The 16,833-nt window shown below is 63.3% G+C and carries 14 protein-coding genes; 11 read left to right on the plus strand and 3 right to left on the minus strand.

Annotated elements, in window-relative coordinates:
- The first annotated feature begins 1 nt into the window (after nucleotide 1).
- The 5 genes from QQL28_RS01600 to QQL28_RS01620 all read left to right on the plus strand — a co-directional run bounded on the left by QQL28_RS01600 (nucleotide 2) and on the right by QQL28_RS01620 (nucleotide 5,400).
- Nucleotides 2–982 carry a 3-hydroxyacyl-CoA dehydrogenase NAD-binding domain-containing protein gene (locus tag QQL28_RS01600; protein WP_284260324.1) on the plus strand — a complete coding sequence of 327 codons (981 nt, stop codon included), beginning with the start codon at nucleotides 2–4 and terminating at the stop codon, nucleotides 980–982.
- 203 nt (nucleotides 983–1,185) lie between these two features.
- Nucleotides 1,186–2,406: an acyl-CoA dehydrogenase family protein gene (locus tag QQL28_RS01605; RefSeq protein ID WP_284260325.1), complete on the plus strand. Its 1,221-nt coding sequence runs from the start codon at nucleotides 1,186–1,188 to the stop codon at nucleotides 2,404–2,406.
- 67 nt (nucleotides 2,407–2,473) lie between these two features.
- Nucleotides 2,474–3,268 (plus strand): enoyl-CoA hydratase-related protein, encoded by a 795-nt coding sequence (locus QQL28_RS01610; protein ID WP_284260327.1) that lies wholly within the window; start codon nucleotides 2,474–2,476, stop codon nucleotides 3,266–3,268.
- Nucleotides 3,269–3,307: 39 nt separating this feature from the next.
- Nucleotides 3,308–4,534 (plus strand): CaiB/BaiF CoA transferase family protein, encoded by a 1,227-nt coding sequence (locus tag QQL28_RS01615; RefSeq protein ID WP_284260328.1) that lies wholly within the window; start codon nucleotides 3,308–3,310, stop codon nucleotides 4,532–4,534.
- 83 nt (nucleotides 4,535–4,617) lie between these two features.
- The gene (locus QQL28_RS01620; RefSeq protein ID WP_284260329.1) at nucleotides 4,618–5,400 is read left to right on the plus strand and encodes an enoyl-CoA hydratase; all 783 of its coding nucleotides are present in this window, start codon (nucleotides 4,618–4,620) and stop codon (nucleotides 5,398–5,400) included.
- A 30-nt stretch (nucleotides 5,401–5,430) separates the two neighbouring features.
- On the opposite strand, the gene QQL28_RS01625 is transcribed toward QQL28_RS01620, so the two are convergent.
- Both QQL28_RS01625 and QQL28_RS01630 read right to left on the minus strand, forming a co-directional pair.
- Complete coding sequence (locus QQL28_RS01625; RefSeq protein ID WP_284260330.1) at nucleotides 5,431–6,699, minus strand: threonine/serine exporter family protein; 1,269 nt, start codon at nucleotides 6,697–6,699, stop codon at nucleotides 5,431–5,433.
- Nucleotides 6,700–6,854: 155 nt separating this feature from the next.
- The gene (locus QQL28_RS01630) at nucleotides 6,855–7,922 is read right to left on the minus strand and encodes an AraC family transcriptional regulator (protein WP_284260331.1); all 1,068 of its coding nucleotides are present in this window, start codon (nucleotides 7,920–7,922) and stop codon (nucleotides 6,855–6,857) included.
- A gap of 389 nt (nucleotides 7,923–8,311) precedes the next feature.
- Between QQL28_RS01630 and QQL28_RS01635 the strand changes: the two genes are divergently transcribed.
- From QQL28_RS01635 to QQL28_RS01660, 6 genes are all read left to right on the plus strand, one after another.
- Nucleotides 8,312–9,964: a fatty acid--CoA ligase gene (locus tag QQL28_RS01635; protein WP_284260332.1), complete on the plus strand. Its 1,653-nt coding sequence runs from the start codon at nucleotides 8,312–8,314 to the stop codon at nucleotides 9,962–9,964.
- 26 nt (nucleotides 9,965–9,990) lie between these two features.
- Nucleotides 9,991–10,488 carry a MaoC family dehydratase gene (locus QQL28_RS01640; RefSeq protein WP_284260333.1) on the plus strand — a complete coding sequence of 166 codons (498 nt, stop codon included), beginning with the start codon at nucleotides 9,991–9,993 and terminating at the stop codon, nucleotides 10,486–10,488.
- Nucleotides 10,485–12,185 carry an alpha/beta fold hydrolase gene (locus QQL28_RS01645; protein WP_284260334.1) on the plus strand — a complete coding sequence of 567 codons (1,701 nt, stop codon included), beginning with the start codon at nucleotides 10,485–10,487 and terminating at the stop codon, nucleotides 12,183–12,185. Before QQL28_RS01640 ends, QQL28_RS01645 begins: the two co-directional genes overlap by 4 nt.
- Before the next feature lie 4 nt (nucleotides 12,186–12,189).
- The gene (phaZ, locus tag QQL28_RS01650) at nucleotides 12,190–13,038 is read left to right on the plus strand and encodes a poly(3-hydroxyalkanoate) depolymerase (RefSeq protein WP_284260335.1); all 849 of its coding nucleotides are present in this window, start codon (nucleotides 12,190–12,192) and stop codon (nucleotides 13,036–13,038) included.
- Nucleotides 13,039–13,113: 75 nt separating this feature from the next.
- The gene (locus QQL28_RS01655) at nucleotides 13,114–14,319 is read left to right on the plus strand and encodes an acyl-CoA dehydrogenase family protein (protein ID WP_284260336.1); all 1,206 of its coding nucleotides are present in this window, start codon (nucleotides 13,114–13,116) and stop codon (nucleotides 14,317–14,319) included.
- A 156-nt stretch (nucleotides 14,320–14,475) separates the two neighbouring features.
- Entirely contained in the window at nucleotides 14,476–16,014 is a 1,539-nt protein-coding gene (locus QQL28_RS01660) for an acetolactate synthase large subunit (protein WP_284260337.1), read from the plus strand.
- Between the two features lie 21 nt (nucleotides 16,015–16,035).
- On the opposite strand, the gene QQL28_RS01665 is transcribed toward QQL28_RS01660, so the two are convergent.
- Nucleotides 16,036–16,818, minus strand: coding sequence for an IclR family transcriptional regulator (locus QQL28_RS01665; protein WP_284260338.1), 783 nt, complete (start codon nucleotides 16,816–16,818; stop codon nucleotides 16,036–16,038).
- Nucleotides 16,819–16,833: the final 15 nt, after the last annotated feature.

Consider the following 16,833-nt stretch of genomic DNA (forward strand, 5'->3'; position numbering starts at 1 on the left):
TATGCCGCAGAACAAGCCCATTCGCCGCGTCGCCGTGATCGGCACCGGAGTCATCGGTGCGAGCTGGAGCGCGCTCTTCCTCGCCAACGGACTTGAGGTCGTGGCAACCGACGTTGCGCCGGACGCGGAAGCGGCCTTGAAGCGCTTCGTTGCAGCGGCCTGGCCGGCGCTGCAACGCCTGGGGCTCGCGTCCGGCGCATCGCAGAATAATCTGACATTTACGGCGGCTCTCTCCTCCGCCGTGAAGGACGTTGACATGGTGCAGGAGAACGGGCCGGAGAAGATCGACTTCAAGCGTACGCTGTACCGCCAGCTCGACGAGCTCTTGCATCCGAGCGTCATCATCGCCTCGAGCTCATCCGGGCTGACCATGAGTGCGATTCAGTCCGCCTGCGAAATGCATCCCGAACGCTGCGTGATCGGCCACCCCTTCAATCCGCCGCATCTGGTTCCTCTGGTCGAGATCGTCGGCGGCGTCAAGACGTCGGAGGACACCATCCAGCGGGCGACTGAATTTTACGCCGGTCTCGGCAAGCAGCCGGTGCGTCTCAACAAGGAAGTGCCTGGGCACGTCGCCAACCGTTTGCAGGCCGCGTTGGCGCGGGAGGTCTACTATCTCGTCGCCGAAGGCGTCATCAGTGTGGCCGACATCGACACCGCACTGTGCTGGGGCCCGGGCCTGCGCTGGGGCATCATGGGCCAGGTGATGCTCAATCATCTCGGCGGCGGCAAGGGCGGCATCGAGCATTTCTTCCAGCAATTCACCGGGCCGATGACCGCGTGGTGGAAGGTGCTCGGTTCTCCAGAGCTCACGCCTGATGTGCAGAAGAAGCTCATCGACGGCGTCCACGCCGAGGCTGGCTCTCGTTCGATCGACGAGCTCGAGGCTGAGCGCGACGAAGTTCTGCTCGGTCTGATCGAGCTCCGCAAGCAGGTTGCCGCCAAGGCGGGCAAAGCGAAAGCGGCGGGCCGCGTCGCCTAAGACGTAACGTCTGCTCAGAGCTGACAAGGCCTCGAGAGGATCGGCTTCTCGAGGCCTTTCGATTGCGATCATGGTGAGAGGTCCGATGCGACGAAGGGGCAAAAACGTCCCCGACACGGCAAGCTGCTTCAAGAACGCCGCGCACATTGCCGTCAGATTGGTGATCGGACCACGACAAGACGCGTCATTCACGGAGACTCGAAATGACAACAGCAACCGCTCCCCGCAAGACCGAAGCCAAGAAGCCGGTGCCCGTACCCAACGGCGACTTCTACCAACTCGTCGAGGTCCTGGCGCCCGACGAGCTGGCGTTGGTCAAGAAAGTGCGGACCTATATGCAGACCAAGGTCAAGCCGGTCATCAACAAGTACTGGGCTGATGACGCGTTTCCGTTCGAGCTGCTGCCGTCGTTCAAGGAGCTCGGCATCGGCGGGCTTGGCTACGATGGCTACGGTTGCGCCGGCGGCAGCCAGAAGCTGTTTGGCTTCGTCGCCATGGAACTGGCACGCGTCGATCCCTCCATCTGCACGTTTTTCGGCGTGCACAGCGGCCTTGCGATGGGCTCGATCTATCTCGACGGCTCGGAGGAGCAGAAGCAGAAATGGCTGCCGGCGATGGCACGCTGGGAAAAGATCGGCTGCTTCGGCCTCACCGAGCCGCTCGTGGGTTCAGGATCGAGCGGAGGGTTGACCACGACGGCCAAGCTGGATGGCGACACATGGATTCTCAACGGACAGAAGCGGTGGATCGGCAACGCGCCCTGGTGCGACCTTTCGATCATCTGGGCGCGCGACCTTGCCGACAACCAGGTCAAGGGCTTCATCGTCGAGAACAAGTCGACACCCGGCTTCAGCGTCGAGAAGATCGAGCACAAGATCGCGCTCAAGGTCGTTCAGAACGGCGAGATCACGATGAAGGACGTGCGCGTCCCCGAGGCCAACCGGCTACAGGCGGGCAACTCCTTCCGTGACACTGCGCGTGTGCTGCGGATGACGCGTTACATGGTGGGATGGGCATCGACGGGCGCACAGATGGGGGCCTTCGAGAACACGCTCGCCTATACGCAGAGCCGTTTGCAGTTCGGCAAGCCGATCGCCTCGTTCCAGCTGGTCCAGGACCTGCTCGCCAAGATGCTCGGCAACCTGACGGCGTGCCAGTGCCTCATGCTTCGCCTCGCGCAACTCGATGACGAGGGCAAGCTCGGCGATCACCATGCGGCGCTTGCGAAGGCCTTCTGCACGGCCAAGTCCCGCGAGACCGTCGCCTGGGGTCGCGAGCTGCTGGGCGGCAACGGCATCGTTGCGGACTACAACGTCGGCCGCTTCTTCAACGACGTCGAGGCGCTCTATTCCTATGAAGGCACCTATCAGATGCAGAATCTGATCGTCGGCAAGGCGATCACCGGCATCAGTGCCTTCATCTGACCGTTGCGCCATGCGGGCGGCGACGTGCTGTCGCCGCCCGCATTGATCGGGAACACAGGAGACGACCATGGCCGACATTTCGGCGCTTACCAACGTGCTCTATCAGACGAAGGACGGGATCGCCTACGTCACTCTCAATCGCCCAAAGGTCCTCAACGCATTGAACATGCCGACCTGGATCGACCTGAAGACCGCGTTCGAGGCGGCGAAGGCCGATACCTCCGTGCACGGCGTCATCCTCACGGGCTCGGGCGGAAAGGCCTTCATCGCCGGCGCCGATATCAGCGAGCTTGCGCATGTCGACGCCTATGAGGCCGAGGAGTCCAGCCGCTTCGGGCAGGAGGTTCTGAACCTGATCGAAAACCTCGGCAAGCCGGTGGTCGCCGCGATCAACGGCTTCGCCCTTGGCGGCGGCTGCGAGACCGCGATGGCCTGCACGATCCGGATCGCCGCCGAGCACGCCAAGTTCGGTCAGCCCGAGGTGAAGCTCGGCCTTCTGCCGGGAGGCGGCGGCACCCAGCGTCTGCCACGCCTGGTCGGCAAGGGCCGCGCGTTGCAATTGATCCTGACGGGGGAAACGATCTCAGCGCAGGAGGCCTATCGCATCGGCCTCGTCAATGAGGTCGTGCCACCAGCAGATCTCATTGGGCGCGCCGAGACGATCCTGAAGCAGATCTCGGCCAATGCGCCGATCGCCGTGAAATTCTCACTGGAGGCGGCCAACAAGGGGCTCGACACCAGCCAGGCCGAGGGCTTTGCGCTGGAGGCGTCCTACTTCGGCATCTGCGCTGCCACCGAGGACAAGAAGGAAGGGACGTCCGCCTTCCTCGAGAAGCGTCAACCGCAATTTCACGGGCGATGACGAAAGCCTGCCGCATACAACAATCTGGAAGGATCAGCCATGGCAAGCGATAACATTTTCTCCGGACTGAAGGTCGTCGACCTGGCAAGCTTCATTGCAGGGCCCAGCGCCGCCGTGATCTTGTCCGACTTCGGTGCCGACGTCATCAAGGTCGAGCCGCCGGTCGGCGATCTCTGGCGTCACGCCAACAAGCTCCCGCCGCAGCCGGTCGCCGACGATGCCTATACCTGGCATCTGGCAAACCGCAACAAGCGCGGCATGACGCTCGATCTGAAATCGCCGAGCGCACAGCCCGTGCTCGAACGGCTGGTGAAATGGGCCGACGTGCTCATCGTCAACACGCCGCATCCAGCCCGCAAGCGGTTGAAGCTCGATTATGACGATGTCGCTCAGTTCAATCCGCGGCTGATCTATGCGGATATCACCGGCTTCGGCGACAAGGGGCCGGATGCAGATCTCCCGGGCTTCGACATCACGTCTTACTGGGCACGAAGCGGCTTGCTGTCGATGACGCGCGATGCCGGCGCACCGCCGACCTGGCCTGTGGCGGGCAGCGGCGACAACGCCACCGCTGTCGGGCTGTATTCCGCGATCGTCACCGCTCTCTATCGCCGTGAACGAACGGGAAAGGGAGCTCATGTCACGACCTCGCTTCTCGCCGAAGGCATCTGGTCGGCGAGTGTCTCGATCCAGGCGGCGCTCTGCGAAGCGAAGTTCTTCCCCCCGCATGATCGCATGCACCCCGCAAACGCAGCGATGAACGTGTATCGTACCAAGGACGATACCTGGTTCGTGCTCATCGTCACACCTGACAAGCTGGACGCCGTGGCCAAAGCGATCGGTCGCCCGGATCTGCTGACGGATCCAAGGTTCTCCGATCCAGCGAAGCTGATGGCGAACATGCCGGAGCTTACGACCATTCTCGATGAGGTCTTCTGCTCCCAGCCCATGGCCTATTGGTACGAGGTATTCAGCAAAGCCCACGTCACGTTCGGCGCCGTGCGGGGACCGAAAGAGGTGGTCAACGATCCGCAACTCCGGTCCAACGACATCATCGTTCCGCTCGAAGGCGCAGGCGGCAAGCTGACCTCCACGATCAGCAGCCCCATTCAGCTCCATGGCGTCGCCAAGGTCACGGCACAGCGTGCTCCGGGACTCGGAGAGCACAACGACGAGGTCCTGCGGCAACTCGGATTTAGCGCCTCCGAAATCGACGGTTTGCATGCCAGCGGGACCATTCCGAAGGCAAAGGAACATGCGGCCTAGCGCGGCGATCAGTTCGGGGCGGCGGAAGCGGCCCCGAAACGCCCGAACTGCAGTGAATTCGCCAAAGAATAAAGGGCTCGCCAATGGATGAGATCGTTACCGAGCAGGCAGGAAGCGTCCTGCGCGTCCAATTGAACCGCCCGACGAAGCGAAACGCGATGACGTCGGCGATGTACCTCGCTCTCGCAAGCATCTTCAGCGCGGCGGCGAGTGACGACAATACACGCGTCGTCCTCTGGCACGGCGCAGGGGATTCGTTCTGTGCCGGCAATGATATCGAGGATTTTCTCAAGAATCCTCCAGGGCCGGGCGAATCGCCGCAGGCCCGTCTCATGAGCACATTGCTCGACTTCGACAAACCGCTGGTCGCGGCGGTCCAAGGTGCTGCGATCGGCGGCGGCACTACCATGTTGACCCACTGCGACTTCATCTACGCCGGCGAGAGCACGAAATTCCAGATGCCCTTCATCAATCTGGCTCTCGTGCCGGAGTTTGGATCGAGCTGCTCCGTACCGGAGCGGATCGGTCATGTTCGCTCGGCGGAACTGATTCTGCTGGGAGGCCCCTTCGATGCCAGGCGGGCCGCCGAGTTGGGTCTGATTACTCGGGTCCTGCCCGACAAGGACGTGTTGGCGACGGCGACCGACACCGCACGGCAATTGGCCGCAAAGCCGGCGGGAGCGATGCAGGCGAGCAAGCGGCTGATGAAGCAGCCATTCCGCGAGCAGATCAGGGCGGCGATGAAGGCCGAGAACCAGGAGTTCAGCGCGCAGGTGCGGTCCGAGGACGCCCGCGAGGCGTTGACGGCCTTCCTTGAGAAACGCAAGCCTGACTTCACGAGGAGGACCAGAGCCGCGCAGGCATAGGGACGAGACCACGAGCCCGCGGACGCCCTATCACTGCGATTGCTCTCGCGTGGACGAGAAGCGCTCGAACAGCATGCGCGGGAGGATCAGTCCGACGGTCATGGCCATGACGATCAGAAACGCCGTGGCACCGTTCGCCGCGATACCTGTCAGTAGCATCGGCGGCGCGCCCGGCCCGAGCGACACCAATTGGACGAGCCCCGCCGCGGCGTTGAACAGAAAAAAGCCCGGCATCATCGAGACAACGGCAGAAAAGGCGAGGGCCGCAAAGGGCAGGTGCAGGCGGTCTGCGACCGGCGTGACGACGATACCGACCAGCATGCAGGAGACGAGCGCCGCGGTCGCGGGACTTGTGCCTGCGGCGGAGATCAGTGTCCAGCGCACGGCGTGAGCGAACATGCCGACTACGATCGGGAACGGCAGAAGACGCCACGGCATCGAGAAGAAGGTGCCGAAGGAGGCGACGGCACATCCTGCCGCGACCATGTCGATGACCAGGGGCACGGGCCGAGCCGAGTTGGCGACCGCGAGGTCTACGCCGACGGCGGCAAAACCGAGCAGGACGCCGGCGCAGATCAGGAGCACGATGACGGCGGCATAAGCGAGGCGCGCAGGCCCCAGCGCCATGCGCGTGCGCGCGAGGTCGATGGCGCCGTTGAGAATATGCGGGCCGGGCACCAGCACCATGCAGGGACAGAAGGCGACCAACGTTGTGGCCTCCGATAGCTGAAAGCGCCCGGCAGCCGCCGCCACGACCCCCGCGACGAATGCGGCGCAAAGCGGTTGGATCAGTGGATTGGTGCTGACGGCGGACAGCCAGCGGCGCATGAGTGCCCCGATGGCGGCGCTCGCCGCGATCAGCAGCAGGCTTGTCGTATCGAGCGCGCCGAAAATGACGCCAAGCGAAGCCGCACCAAGGGCTGCGAACAATGTGAAGCGCGGCGTAGACGCTGGGGGCAGGCGGCCGGCCGAGATGAGCGCAGGCTCGGCGGCATCGTGCGATAACTTGTCGTTACAGACTTGGTCGATGACCGTCGTGACGGCCAGCACCCGGCCCATGTCGACGCCCAGCGGTTTGGCAGGTACGATCTGTGAGATCGGCGTGCCCTCGATCTCGACGGTGAGCTCGCCCCAGTATGGCAGCACCCTCACGGTCAGGCCGAGCGCGCGCCCAAGCCGCTCGGCGGCGATCACCGTGCGCTCCGTGGTCTGTCCGTGGGTGAACAGAAGCGTCGCTGCCAGGGCAGTCGTCTTCAGCGCGGCTTCGCGACGTAACGGATCCGGACAGGATGTTTCCATGTTGAGATCGGTCCTCGTGGCGCCGAATGGCCAGCTTCGAAGTCGTCCCGATGTATGGGAGCGTCGATGCGGGCGATTGTCAAAACCTGCTGCGTCGTCCCGAACCCTGCGGTTGTGGCTGCACCGGAAAACGGCGATTCATGGCCGCTGCCGGTCTACTCGGCTCTGATCTCGCTCGGCGATTTCTTCGTCCAGCGGCGAAAGGCGCGGCGGAAATTTGCGGCATCGCTGAATCCGAGCGCCAGCGCGATGTCCTCATTGGCGAGTTTCGTCGTGCGCAAATATTTCAGCGCGATGTGGCTCCGGAGCTCATCCAGGAGACCGCGGAAGGAAATGCCTTGCTGCCGAAGCTGGCGCCGCAGCGAGCGATCGCTGATGTCGAGCAGCTTCGCCACGTCGGCGAGCGTCGGCGGGTTGGAGATGTCCCGCAGCAGAAGTGCGCGGATTTCGCCGGCGATCCCGACCCGCAATTTCAGTTCATCAAGAAGTCCATCGCAGAGCGCCACGATCATCGGATAGGTCGTCTTGTTTCCGAGACGTGCGGTCTGATCCAGCCAGTCCGAGCGAAAGACGATCCGATTGAATCCATTCGAGAAGCGGATGGGACATCCGATCAGATCGGCGGGCAGGCGGAAATCGTCTGCTTCCGGATAGGTGAGGCTGACATGATCCGGGACGAATGCCGCGCCCATGATGTCGCGCATCAGCGAAATATGGATGCCGATCTGCATCTCCGTGATGAAGCGGTAGACCCGTGGGTCGATCGTGGCGCGCGCGTTGGGCTCGATTGTCCAACTCGCGAAACCCTTCTCTTCCCTGAACTCGATCGTTGCAAGTGGCGCGGCAAGCGAGTGATAGCGCCATGCAAAGGACATCGCGTCGCGAAAGTCTGGGCAGCAGAGAATGGCAAATCCATACATGCCGTAGGTCGAGATGTGGATGGATGCGCCGATGCGGTAGGGCAGGCGTCGATCGCTCGAGAGTCGAACGGCGTTCTCGCAAGCCGTCGTCAACTCGGTGAGCGAGATCCTGGTCTTTGGAGAGTGCACGTCCGGCACCTGGAGCGCGATGTTTTGCAGGATCTCGTTGGCAGGGGTGCCCTGAGCCACCAGTTCGTCGAACAGAGCCGCGAGCTTGGTCGACTCGTAGACGCGTTCGTCCATTCCGACGACCAGCGCGTTCTTCGCCTCGATCGTTTTGCTTGGCTGCCTGGAAACGCTCAACTGAACCTGCCTATGGATACCGTCCTAACGCCTGAGCCAGCATGGCTCGGCTATCAGCATATGCTGCATTGTTGTCGAGACAGAATAGCCGTTTTTCGATCGCCCAAAAGGCTTCCAGGTCGCCCGTTTGTGCGGCGCTGAGAAGCACTCTGCCTCCTGGTCAAATAGCAGCGGTTTTATTCAAGACGCATCAGGGTCCACGGCGCAGCGTGTCCGGCCCGGACCGGGCGTCGTCCGTTCCGGACCTTCACAAGGACGAGGCCGCGCGCGAGGCTTGTGCTCGTGTCGCACGACGGGCTCGTCGTGCGACAGCTCGGCCAGGCGATCCGCGCGCTCAGAACTGCGGACGCCGCGACGGCCGCTGGGATGAGACGTCGACGGAGGCCGCCATGGTTGGAAGGCTGATTCAGACCGCGAAATCTGCCTATCAGTTCCCCTTGATCTTCAAGCAGCTGTGGCACACGCCGCGGATGCAGGCGCCGGATCAGGAGATCGTCTATCGCGATCTCAGGCGCTTCACCTACCGCCAGATCAGGGAGCGCATCGGCCGTCTGGCCTCGGCCTTGAGCAAGGCGGGCGTCGAGCCCGGTGACACCGTCGGCGTCCTCGACTGGGATAGCCATCGCTTCCTCGAGGCGTTCTTCGCGATCCCGATGATGGGTGCCGTGCTCCAGACGGTGAACGTCCGCCTGTCGCCCGAGCAGATTGCCTACACGATCGATCACGCCGGCGCGTCGACGCTGCTGGTGAACGACGAATTCGTCGGACTGCTGGAGGGATTGAAGCCCCAATTGCCGAGGGTGAAGCGACTGATCCTGATGTCGGACGCGCCAGCCCCGCAGACCGGCAGCCTGTCGTTTATCGGCGAATACGAGAGCCTGTTGTCCGCCGCCTCGCCCGACTACGACTTTCCCGACTTCGACGAGAATACCCAGGCGACCACCTTCTACACGACCGGCACGACCGGATTGCCCAAAGGAGTCTATTACAGCCACCGGCAGCTCGTCCTGCACACACTGGCTGGGCTTGCGATGTTCGGGATTGCGGGAACGCAGGGCCGCTTCTCGCGTGACGACGTCTACATGCCGATCACGCCGATGTTCCACGTCCACGCCTGGGGTTTCCCCTGGTCGGCGACGCTCGCCGGGGCCAAGCAGGTCTATCCCGGGCGCTACGAGCCGGCGATGCTGGTCAAGTTGATCAAGGATGAAGGCGTGACCTTCACCCACGGCGTGCCGACCATTCTGCGAATGCTGCTCGACGCAGCCGCCAAGGCGAACACCGATCTCAAGGGCCTCAAGATGGTCATCGGCGGCTCGGCCCTGCCGAAAGCGCTGGCCAAACAGGCGCTCGCTGCAGGCATCGACATCTTCGCAGGCTACGGGATGTCGGAGACCGGCCCCCTGGCAGCCGTATCCCATGTCAGATCAAAGGACCTCTCCGGCGACTCGGAGGGGGAGGTCGAGTTCCGCACCCGGGCCGGCATGGCAGGGCCGCTGGTCGATCTGCACATCGTCGACGACGACATGAAGGACGTGCCGCATGATGGCAAGTCGCCCGGCGAGATCGTCTTGCGCGCGCCCTGGCTCACGCAGGGTTACTTCAACAACCCCGAAAGCTCCGAGCAGCTCTGGGCTGGAGGCTATTTGCACACCAGCGACATCGCGGTGGTGAGCCCCGACGGCTATGTGCACATCACCGACCGTATCAAGGACGTGATCAAGACCGGCGGCGAATGGGTATCGTCGCTGCAAATCGAAGACTTGATCTCGCAATGTCCCGGCGTTGCCGACGCCGCCGTCATCGGTGTGAAGGACGAAAAGTGGGGTGAAAGACCGCTCGCGCTCGTAGTCAAGCAGGAGACTACGGCAGACAGCGTCAGTGATACGGCCATCAAGGACCATCTCAAGACGTTCGCCGAGAAGGGCATCATCTCCAAGTACGGCATTCCGGAGAGCATCATCTTCATCGACAGCATCCCTAAGACGAGTGTCGGAAAGATCAACAAGCAGGAGCTGCGGAAGCGGTACGGGAACATGTAGCCGTCCGAATGCGGCCGCAGCCACGAATGATCGAGGAGGATAGCGTGAGCACTCTCACTCTTGCCGGCCTGGGCAAACGAGTTGGCCAGGAACTGGGCCTTTCCGATTGGGTGACGATCGACCAGGCGCGCATCGATACGTTTGCGTCCTGCACGGGCGATCGCCAATGGATCCATGTCGACGTCGAACGGTCGAAACGGGAAAGTCCTTTCCGCGGTCCCATTGCCCACGGCTACCTGACGCTTGCGATGGTGGCGCCGCTCGCCATGGAGATCGGTGTCATCCCCACCGACGCTGCGGCGGGCCTGAACTACGGGATCGACAAGGTTCGTTTCCTCGCGCCCGTGCCGGCAGGCGCGCGCGTGAGGCTGCGCGTCGTGCTCGCCGGGATCGAGCCGAGGGAGGGTGGACAGGTGATCATGAGGACCCAGAATATGCTGGAAGTGGAGGGGGCGGAGAAGCCTGCGCTGATCGCCGAGACACTGTCGCTTCTGATTCCTGCCGCGGGAGCGCGACAACAATGAACGCCGAAAATCGCCAACAAGTCCCGTCAACCGAGGGGATTTTTGAAGACGCGTCCCGGAACACGCTCGCGCTCAATCCTCTTGTCGGCATCCGGGGCCAGGATCTCCTCGACAGCGCGGGCGTACTGTTCAAGGCCGTCGTCAACGAGCCGAAGGTCGCGACCGAGCAATGGCTGTCCTTCCTCGGCGAGCTCGGCTCTATTGTCGCCGGCAAATCGGAACGTGCGCCCCGGGCAGGGGACCGACGATTTTCCGATGCCACCTGGAACGAGAGTGCGCTGCACAGCGGCCTGCTCAAGGCCTATCTCGCCTGGGGCGACGCTGTCAGCGGCTTCGTCGACAAGACGAGTCTGAGCGACGTTGACAAGGCGCGGGCGCATCTGGTCACGGAGATCCTGATCGACGCGGTCGCTCCCACGAATGCCATGCTGACCAACCCGGCGGCCATACGCAAATTCGTGGACACCGGTGGTCGCAGCGTCTGGCATGGCTTGAAGAATTATGTCGACGACCTCACCCGGAACGGCGGCATGCCGTCGATGGTCGATCGCGACGCATTCAAGGTCGGCGAGAATCTCGCGACCACGCCGGGCGCGGTGATCCTCCGCAACGAACTGCTGGAGCTGATCCAGTATGCACCGACGACGCCGAAGGTCTGGAAGCGGCCGCTGGTCATCACGCCGCCGCAGATCAACAAGTACTACGCGCTCGATCTCTCGCCCGACAAGAGCATGGTTCGCTTTCTCCTCGAGAGCGGCATTCAGGTGTTCTGCGTGAGCTGGCGCAATCCGACCGCTGCCGATCGCGACCTGGGCCTCGACCGCTACGTCGCTGCGCTCGACCAAGCCGTCGACGCCGCGCGCGAGGTCACTGGCAGCGACGATATCTCGATGATGGGATCCTGCTCCGGCGGCATCACATCGACGGCGTATTTCGCGACGCTCGGCAGCGCCGCAGACAAGGTCAGGAATATGGTGCTGGCCGTCTGCCTGCTCGATCCCAATACGGCCGACGAGAGTGCATTCGGCTGCCTGATGACCCCGGAGACCATGCGGGCAGCCAAGGAGGCCTCGCGGCTCCGCGGTCTGGTCGACGGTCACGAGCTTGCGCGGATGTTCGCCTGGATGCGGCCGAACGATCTGATCTGGAATTATTGGGTCAACAACTATCTGCTCGGCAATCAGCCGCCCGCCTTCGATATCCTGTATTGGAACGCTGATACAACGCGGCTTCCCGCTCGCCTTCACGGCGATTATCTCGATCTCTATTTCACGAACCCGTTCGTCAATGCCGGAAAGCTCACGCTGAACGGCAAGACGATCGATATGAGCAAGGCGAAGGCCGACTGCTACGTCGTTGCCGGTGTCACCGACCACATCACGCCCTGGAAGGGCGTGCACAGGACGGCGCAGATCATGGGTCCGGGCACGACCTTCGTGCTGTCGAACAGCGGTCACCTCCAGAGCCTTCTCAATCCGCCGGCCAATCCGAAGGCGTCCTTCATGATCGGGCCCGTCAATTCGGGCGGACCGGACGCGTTCCTGGCCGCCTCCGAGAAGCGGAAGGGAAGCTGGTGGCTCGACTGGCGGGATTGGCTTCACGCGCGATCAGGCGAGGATGTGGATGCGCCGACGTCCCTCGGTAGCAGGCGCCATCCCGTCCTGGCTCAAGCTCCGGGAACATACGTCTTTGAATGACATGATGACGAAAGTGCAGCCCGCCAAAGAAGCCGCGACCGGGAAGCCGGGCGAGTTCGAAGTCAGGCAGATCGCGATCGACGGGCAATCGCTCCGGATCGCGATCAGGCATTGCGGCGCACGGCAGCCGCCGCTGTTGCTGTTCAACGGGATCGGGGCCAACTGGGAGCTGGCCAAGCCGCTGCTCGAGGCGCTAACGAGCACGACCGCGATCATCTTCGACGTGCCTGGCGTCGGCGCCTCGCCGAGGCCACTCTTTCCGTATCGCCCGTCGACGCTGGCGCGGTTGGGCGCCGGTCTCGTTGCAGAACTCGGCTACGCCGAGGTCGATGCCGCAGGCGTCTCCTGGGGCGGCGGGATCGCGCAGCAATTCGCGTATCAGTATCCGAACCTGTGCCGCCGGCTGGTGCTGGCCGCGACGGCGCCCGGTTTCACCATGGTGCCGGCGAGCCCGGCGGTGCTGTGGAAGATGGCGACGCCCCGGCGCTATACCGACAAGCTCTACATGAACCGGATCGCGGCGGACATCTATGGCGGAGCATTTCGCGACGACCCGTCGCTGATCGGCCGCCATGCCGCGGCGATGCATGGCACGCGAAATCTGGGCTATCTGTACCAGCTCCTCGCCATGGCCGGCTGGACCAGCCTGCCATGGCTGTGGATGCTGTCGCAGCCGACGCTCGTGCTGTCGGGCCACGACGATCCGCTGGTGCCTCCGATCAATGGTCGCATTCTGGCAAGACTGATTCCAAATGCCGAACTGCGCATGATCGATGATGGGCACTTGTTCATGGTGACGCGACCGGCGGAGACCGCCGCTCTGATCGAGGCGTTTCTGACTGATGGGCCTTAGGCAGTAACAGAGGAGGAGATCTTGCGCGGCCCGCGAAATATCAGGTGAAACCCGGCACGCACGAGGGAAGGAACCATGGCAAATCCGCAGATGAAATCGGACTATGCACCACCGCCCATTGAGGGAGACTTCTACAGGATTGCGAATGTGCTGAATGAGGGCGAGCGCGCGCTGCTCCGGCGCGTGCGCGACTTCACCGAAGGCGTCATTGCGCCCCTGATCGAGGAATATTGGGGGCGCGATGAATTTCCGTTCGCGATCATTCCGAAGATGGCCGAGATCAGCATCGGTGGCGTCGGCTATCAAGGTTATGGTGCGGCGGGCGGTAGCTGGCTGTTGAATGGCCTCGTCGCGATGGAGCTGGCGCGGGTCGACGCGTCGGTTGCAACGTTCTGGGGCGTGCACACCGGCCTGTCGGCGGGCTCGATCTATCTGTGCGGCGACGAGGCGCAGAAGCAGCGCTGGCTGCCGTCCATGATGCGTTTCGAGAAGATCGGCTCGTTCGGCCTGACGGAGCCTTTGGTCGGCTCTGCCACGTCGGGTGGCATGATGACGACCTGCCGCCGCGAGGGCGAGGTCTGGATCCTCAACGGCCAGAAGAAATGGATCGGCAATGCGACCTTCGCCGACGTCAACGTGATCTGGGCACGCGAGGAGGGGACGAACCAGGTCAAGGGCTTTGTCGTCGGCAAGGACAATCCGGGTTTCTCGGTCGAGAAGATCAGGACCAAGATGGCGCTCCGCGTCGTGCAGAACGGTCTGATCACCTTGAAGGACTGCCGCGTACCGGAGCCGGATCGTCTCCAGAATGCGAATTCTTTCAAGGACACCGCCAAGGTCTTGCGGATGACCCGCACTGGCGTGGCATGGTTCGCCGTCGGTTGCCAAATGGGCGCATATGAGCATGCGCTGCGCTACGCGACCGAGCGCGTCCAGTTCGGCAGGCCGATCGGCGGCTTCCAGCTCGTCCAGGATCTCCTGGTGCGCATGCTCGGCAACGTCACGGCGACCCAGGCGATGATGCTGCGTCTCGGCCAGCTCCAGGACGAAGGCGTGATGCGCGACGAGCATGCGTCGCTCGCGAAGGCATTCTGCACGGTCAAGTGCCGCGAGACGGTCGGCTATGCGCGCGAGCTGCTTGGCGGCAATGGCATCCTCCTCGAGAACCACATCGGGCGGTTCGTGGCCGATGCCGAGGCGATCTACTCCTATGAAGGCACCAGGGAGATAAACACCTTAATCGTCGGCAAGTCGATCACCGGTCTAAGCGCCTTCGTCTGACGCGACATCTCTAAAGCATGATCCGGAAAAGTGTGCAGCGGTTTTCCGAAAGATCATGCTCAAACAACAACCTAAAGCGCGATGACGATTCATCCCATCTCATCGCGCTTTAGGGCATCGCCGCGAGGGAGATCAACAACAAAACGGGGAAATGGCATGAACGGCGCAGAGAGTCTGTTGCGGACGCTGGTCGGATCGGGCGTCGAGGTCTGTTTCGGCAATCCCGGTACATCGGAAATGCATTTCGTCGCCGCGCTCGACAGGGTCGCAGGCATGCGGGTCGTGCTTGGACTTTTCGAAGGCGCAGTAACCGGCATGGCCGATGGTTACGGACGCATGGCGGAGAAGCCAGCCGCCACGCTGCTACACCTCGGACCCGGGCTCGCGAACGGGCTCGCCAATCTCCATAACGCACGTCGCGCAGCGACTCCGATCGTCAATATCGTTGGCGACCATGCGACCTATCATGCACGATATGACGCGCCGCTCGCCTCCGACGTCCATGGCTTCGCGCGACCGGTCTCCGCCTGGGTGCATTCGTCGGCGAGTGCGAAGACCGTCGCCGCGGACGGCGCGCGCGCCGTGCAGGCTGCGCTGCAATCTCCCGGACAGATTGCGACGTTGATCCTGCCTGCCGACACGGCCTGGCTCGAAGCCGACCGGCCGGCGCCAGCTCTGCCGAAGCCGATGCCGGCGACGGTTTCGAGCGAGGCGATCGATCAGGCAGCCGCGGCGCTCAAATCGGGCCGCAAGACCATGCTGCTGATCCGCGGAGCTGCGCTGAGGGAGCGCGGACTGAGCGCGGCGGGCCGCATCGCGGCGACGACCGGCGCGCGGATCGCCTGCGACACCTTCGCGCCGCGTTGCCAGCGCGGCGCCGGACGCGTGGCGGTCGAGCGTATCCCGTATTTCGCCGAGCAGATCGTTGAGTTCATGAAAGGAACGGAGCAACTGGTCCTGGTCGGCGCGAGCCCGCCGGTGAGCTTCTTCGCCTATCCAAACAAGCCATCCTGGTGCACGCCCGAGGACTGCAGGATTCTGTATCTTGCCCACGCTGACGAGGATGGCACGGCGGCGCTGGAGGCGCTCGCCGAGGTCGTGAAGGCGGCAAAGGAGCCATTGCATGTCGGCCCACTCAGCAAGCCCGACATTCCGGCCGGACCACTCAATCCGCAGACCGCCGGACAGGTCATCGCCCACTTCCTTCCCGAAGGCGCCATCATCTCCGACGAGGGCGCAACGGCAGGGGGTGGCGTTCATCGCTTTGCGGCCGCGATCGCGCCGCACGATCACCTCGCGCTCACCGGTGGCGCGATCGGGCAGGGCATTCCCGTCGCCACCGGTGCCGCTTGCCCCGACCGGAAAGTCGTCTGTCTCCACGGCGATGGCGGGGCGATGTACACGCTCCAGGCGCTATGGACGCAGGCGCGGGAAGCGCTCGACGTCACCACGGTGATCTTCGCCAACCGCTCCTACGCAATCCTCAACATCGAGCTCGCACGGGTCGGCGCCGGAGATCCGGGGCCAAAGGCTTTTTCGATGCTGGATCTGCACAATCCCGAGCTCGATTGGGTCAAGCTCGCGTCCGGCATGGGCGTGGAGGCCAATCGCGCCGCATCTGTCGAGGCATTCGCAAGCCTGTTCGGCAGCGCGATGAAAAATCGCGGCCCCCGGTTGATCGAGGTCGTTCTGTAGGCGTGCGCACGGCGCAATCGGCTACTCGCGGCGTTCGGTCTTGCCGCCGAGTGCTTGCGTTGCGCTGGAGGCGCTGTCGAGCAGGGCTTTCACCTGATCGCTCGAGGGCTCTATCTTCATCGAGGCCCGCGTACCTGCCAGACTAAGGGTGAACCGGACATCGCCATTCCAGTCCAGCACTGGCGCGGCAATGGAGACATAGCCGGTCAGGTCGGAGCGGACGATCGTCGTATAGCCCTTTCGTTTCAGCTCGCGGCTCGCATCTTCCCTGAATTTTGCGGCGTCGACTTTGCCGCCGAACACAGCATCCCATTCCTGCGCGATCAGATGCGTCGTCAGGTTGGGCGCCAGCCGTGCGGCGTAGATCTTTCCGGCTGCGGAACTCAGCATCGGGATCAGTCCGGTGCGAAATTCGAACGCGCCGCGCTGATCGCCGTCCTGCTTGAACAGGCTGAGCGGGCCGTCGTCGGTCCATGTGGTGACGGCCGCGCTTCGTCTTGTCATGTCGCGCAGATTGGTGACCTCGCGGCGGACAACCTCGAAACCGTCGATCTGCTGAATTGCGCTGACGCCGAGCGAGAGCGCCGCAGGCCCGAGGCGATAGTGGCCCGGCTTCTCGTCCGCGGCAGCGAGCCCGATCCTGACCAGGCTCACGAGATAGTTATTCGCGGCGCTCGCCGTCAGACCGGCCAGCGGCGCGATGTCCTTCAGGGCCATCGCCTGCTGACTGCCCTGCATAACGCTCAGAATCCGAAAGGCAATTTCAACCGACTGAATGCCTCGGCGCGTCTTCTTCTCCTGCATCTGCTTCCTTCGAGC

Source organism: Bradyrhizobium iriomotense (assembly GCF_030160715.1).
Taxonomy (GTDB): domain Bacteria; phylum Pseudomonadota; class Alphaproteobacteria; order Rhizobiales; family Xanthobacteraceae; genus Bradyrhizobium; species Bradyrhizobium iriomotense.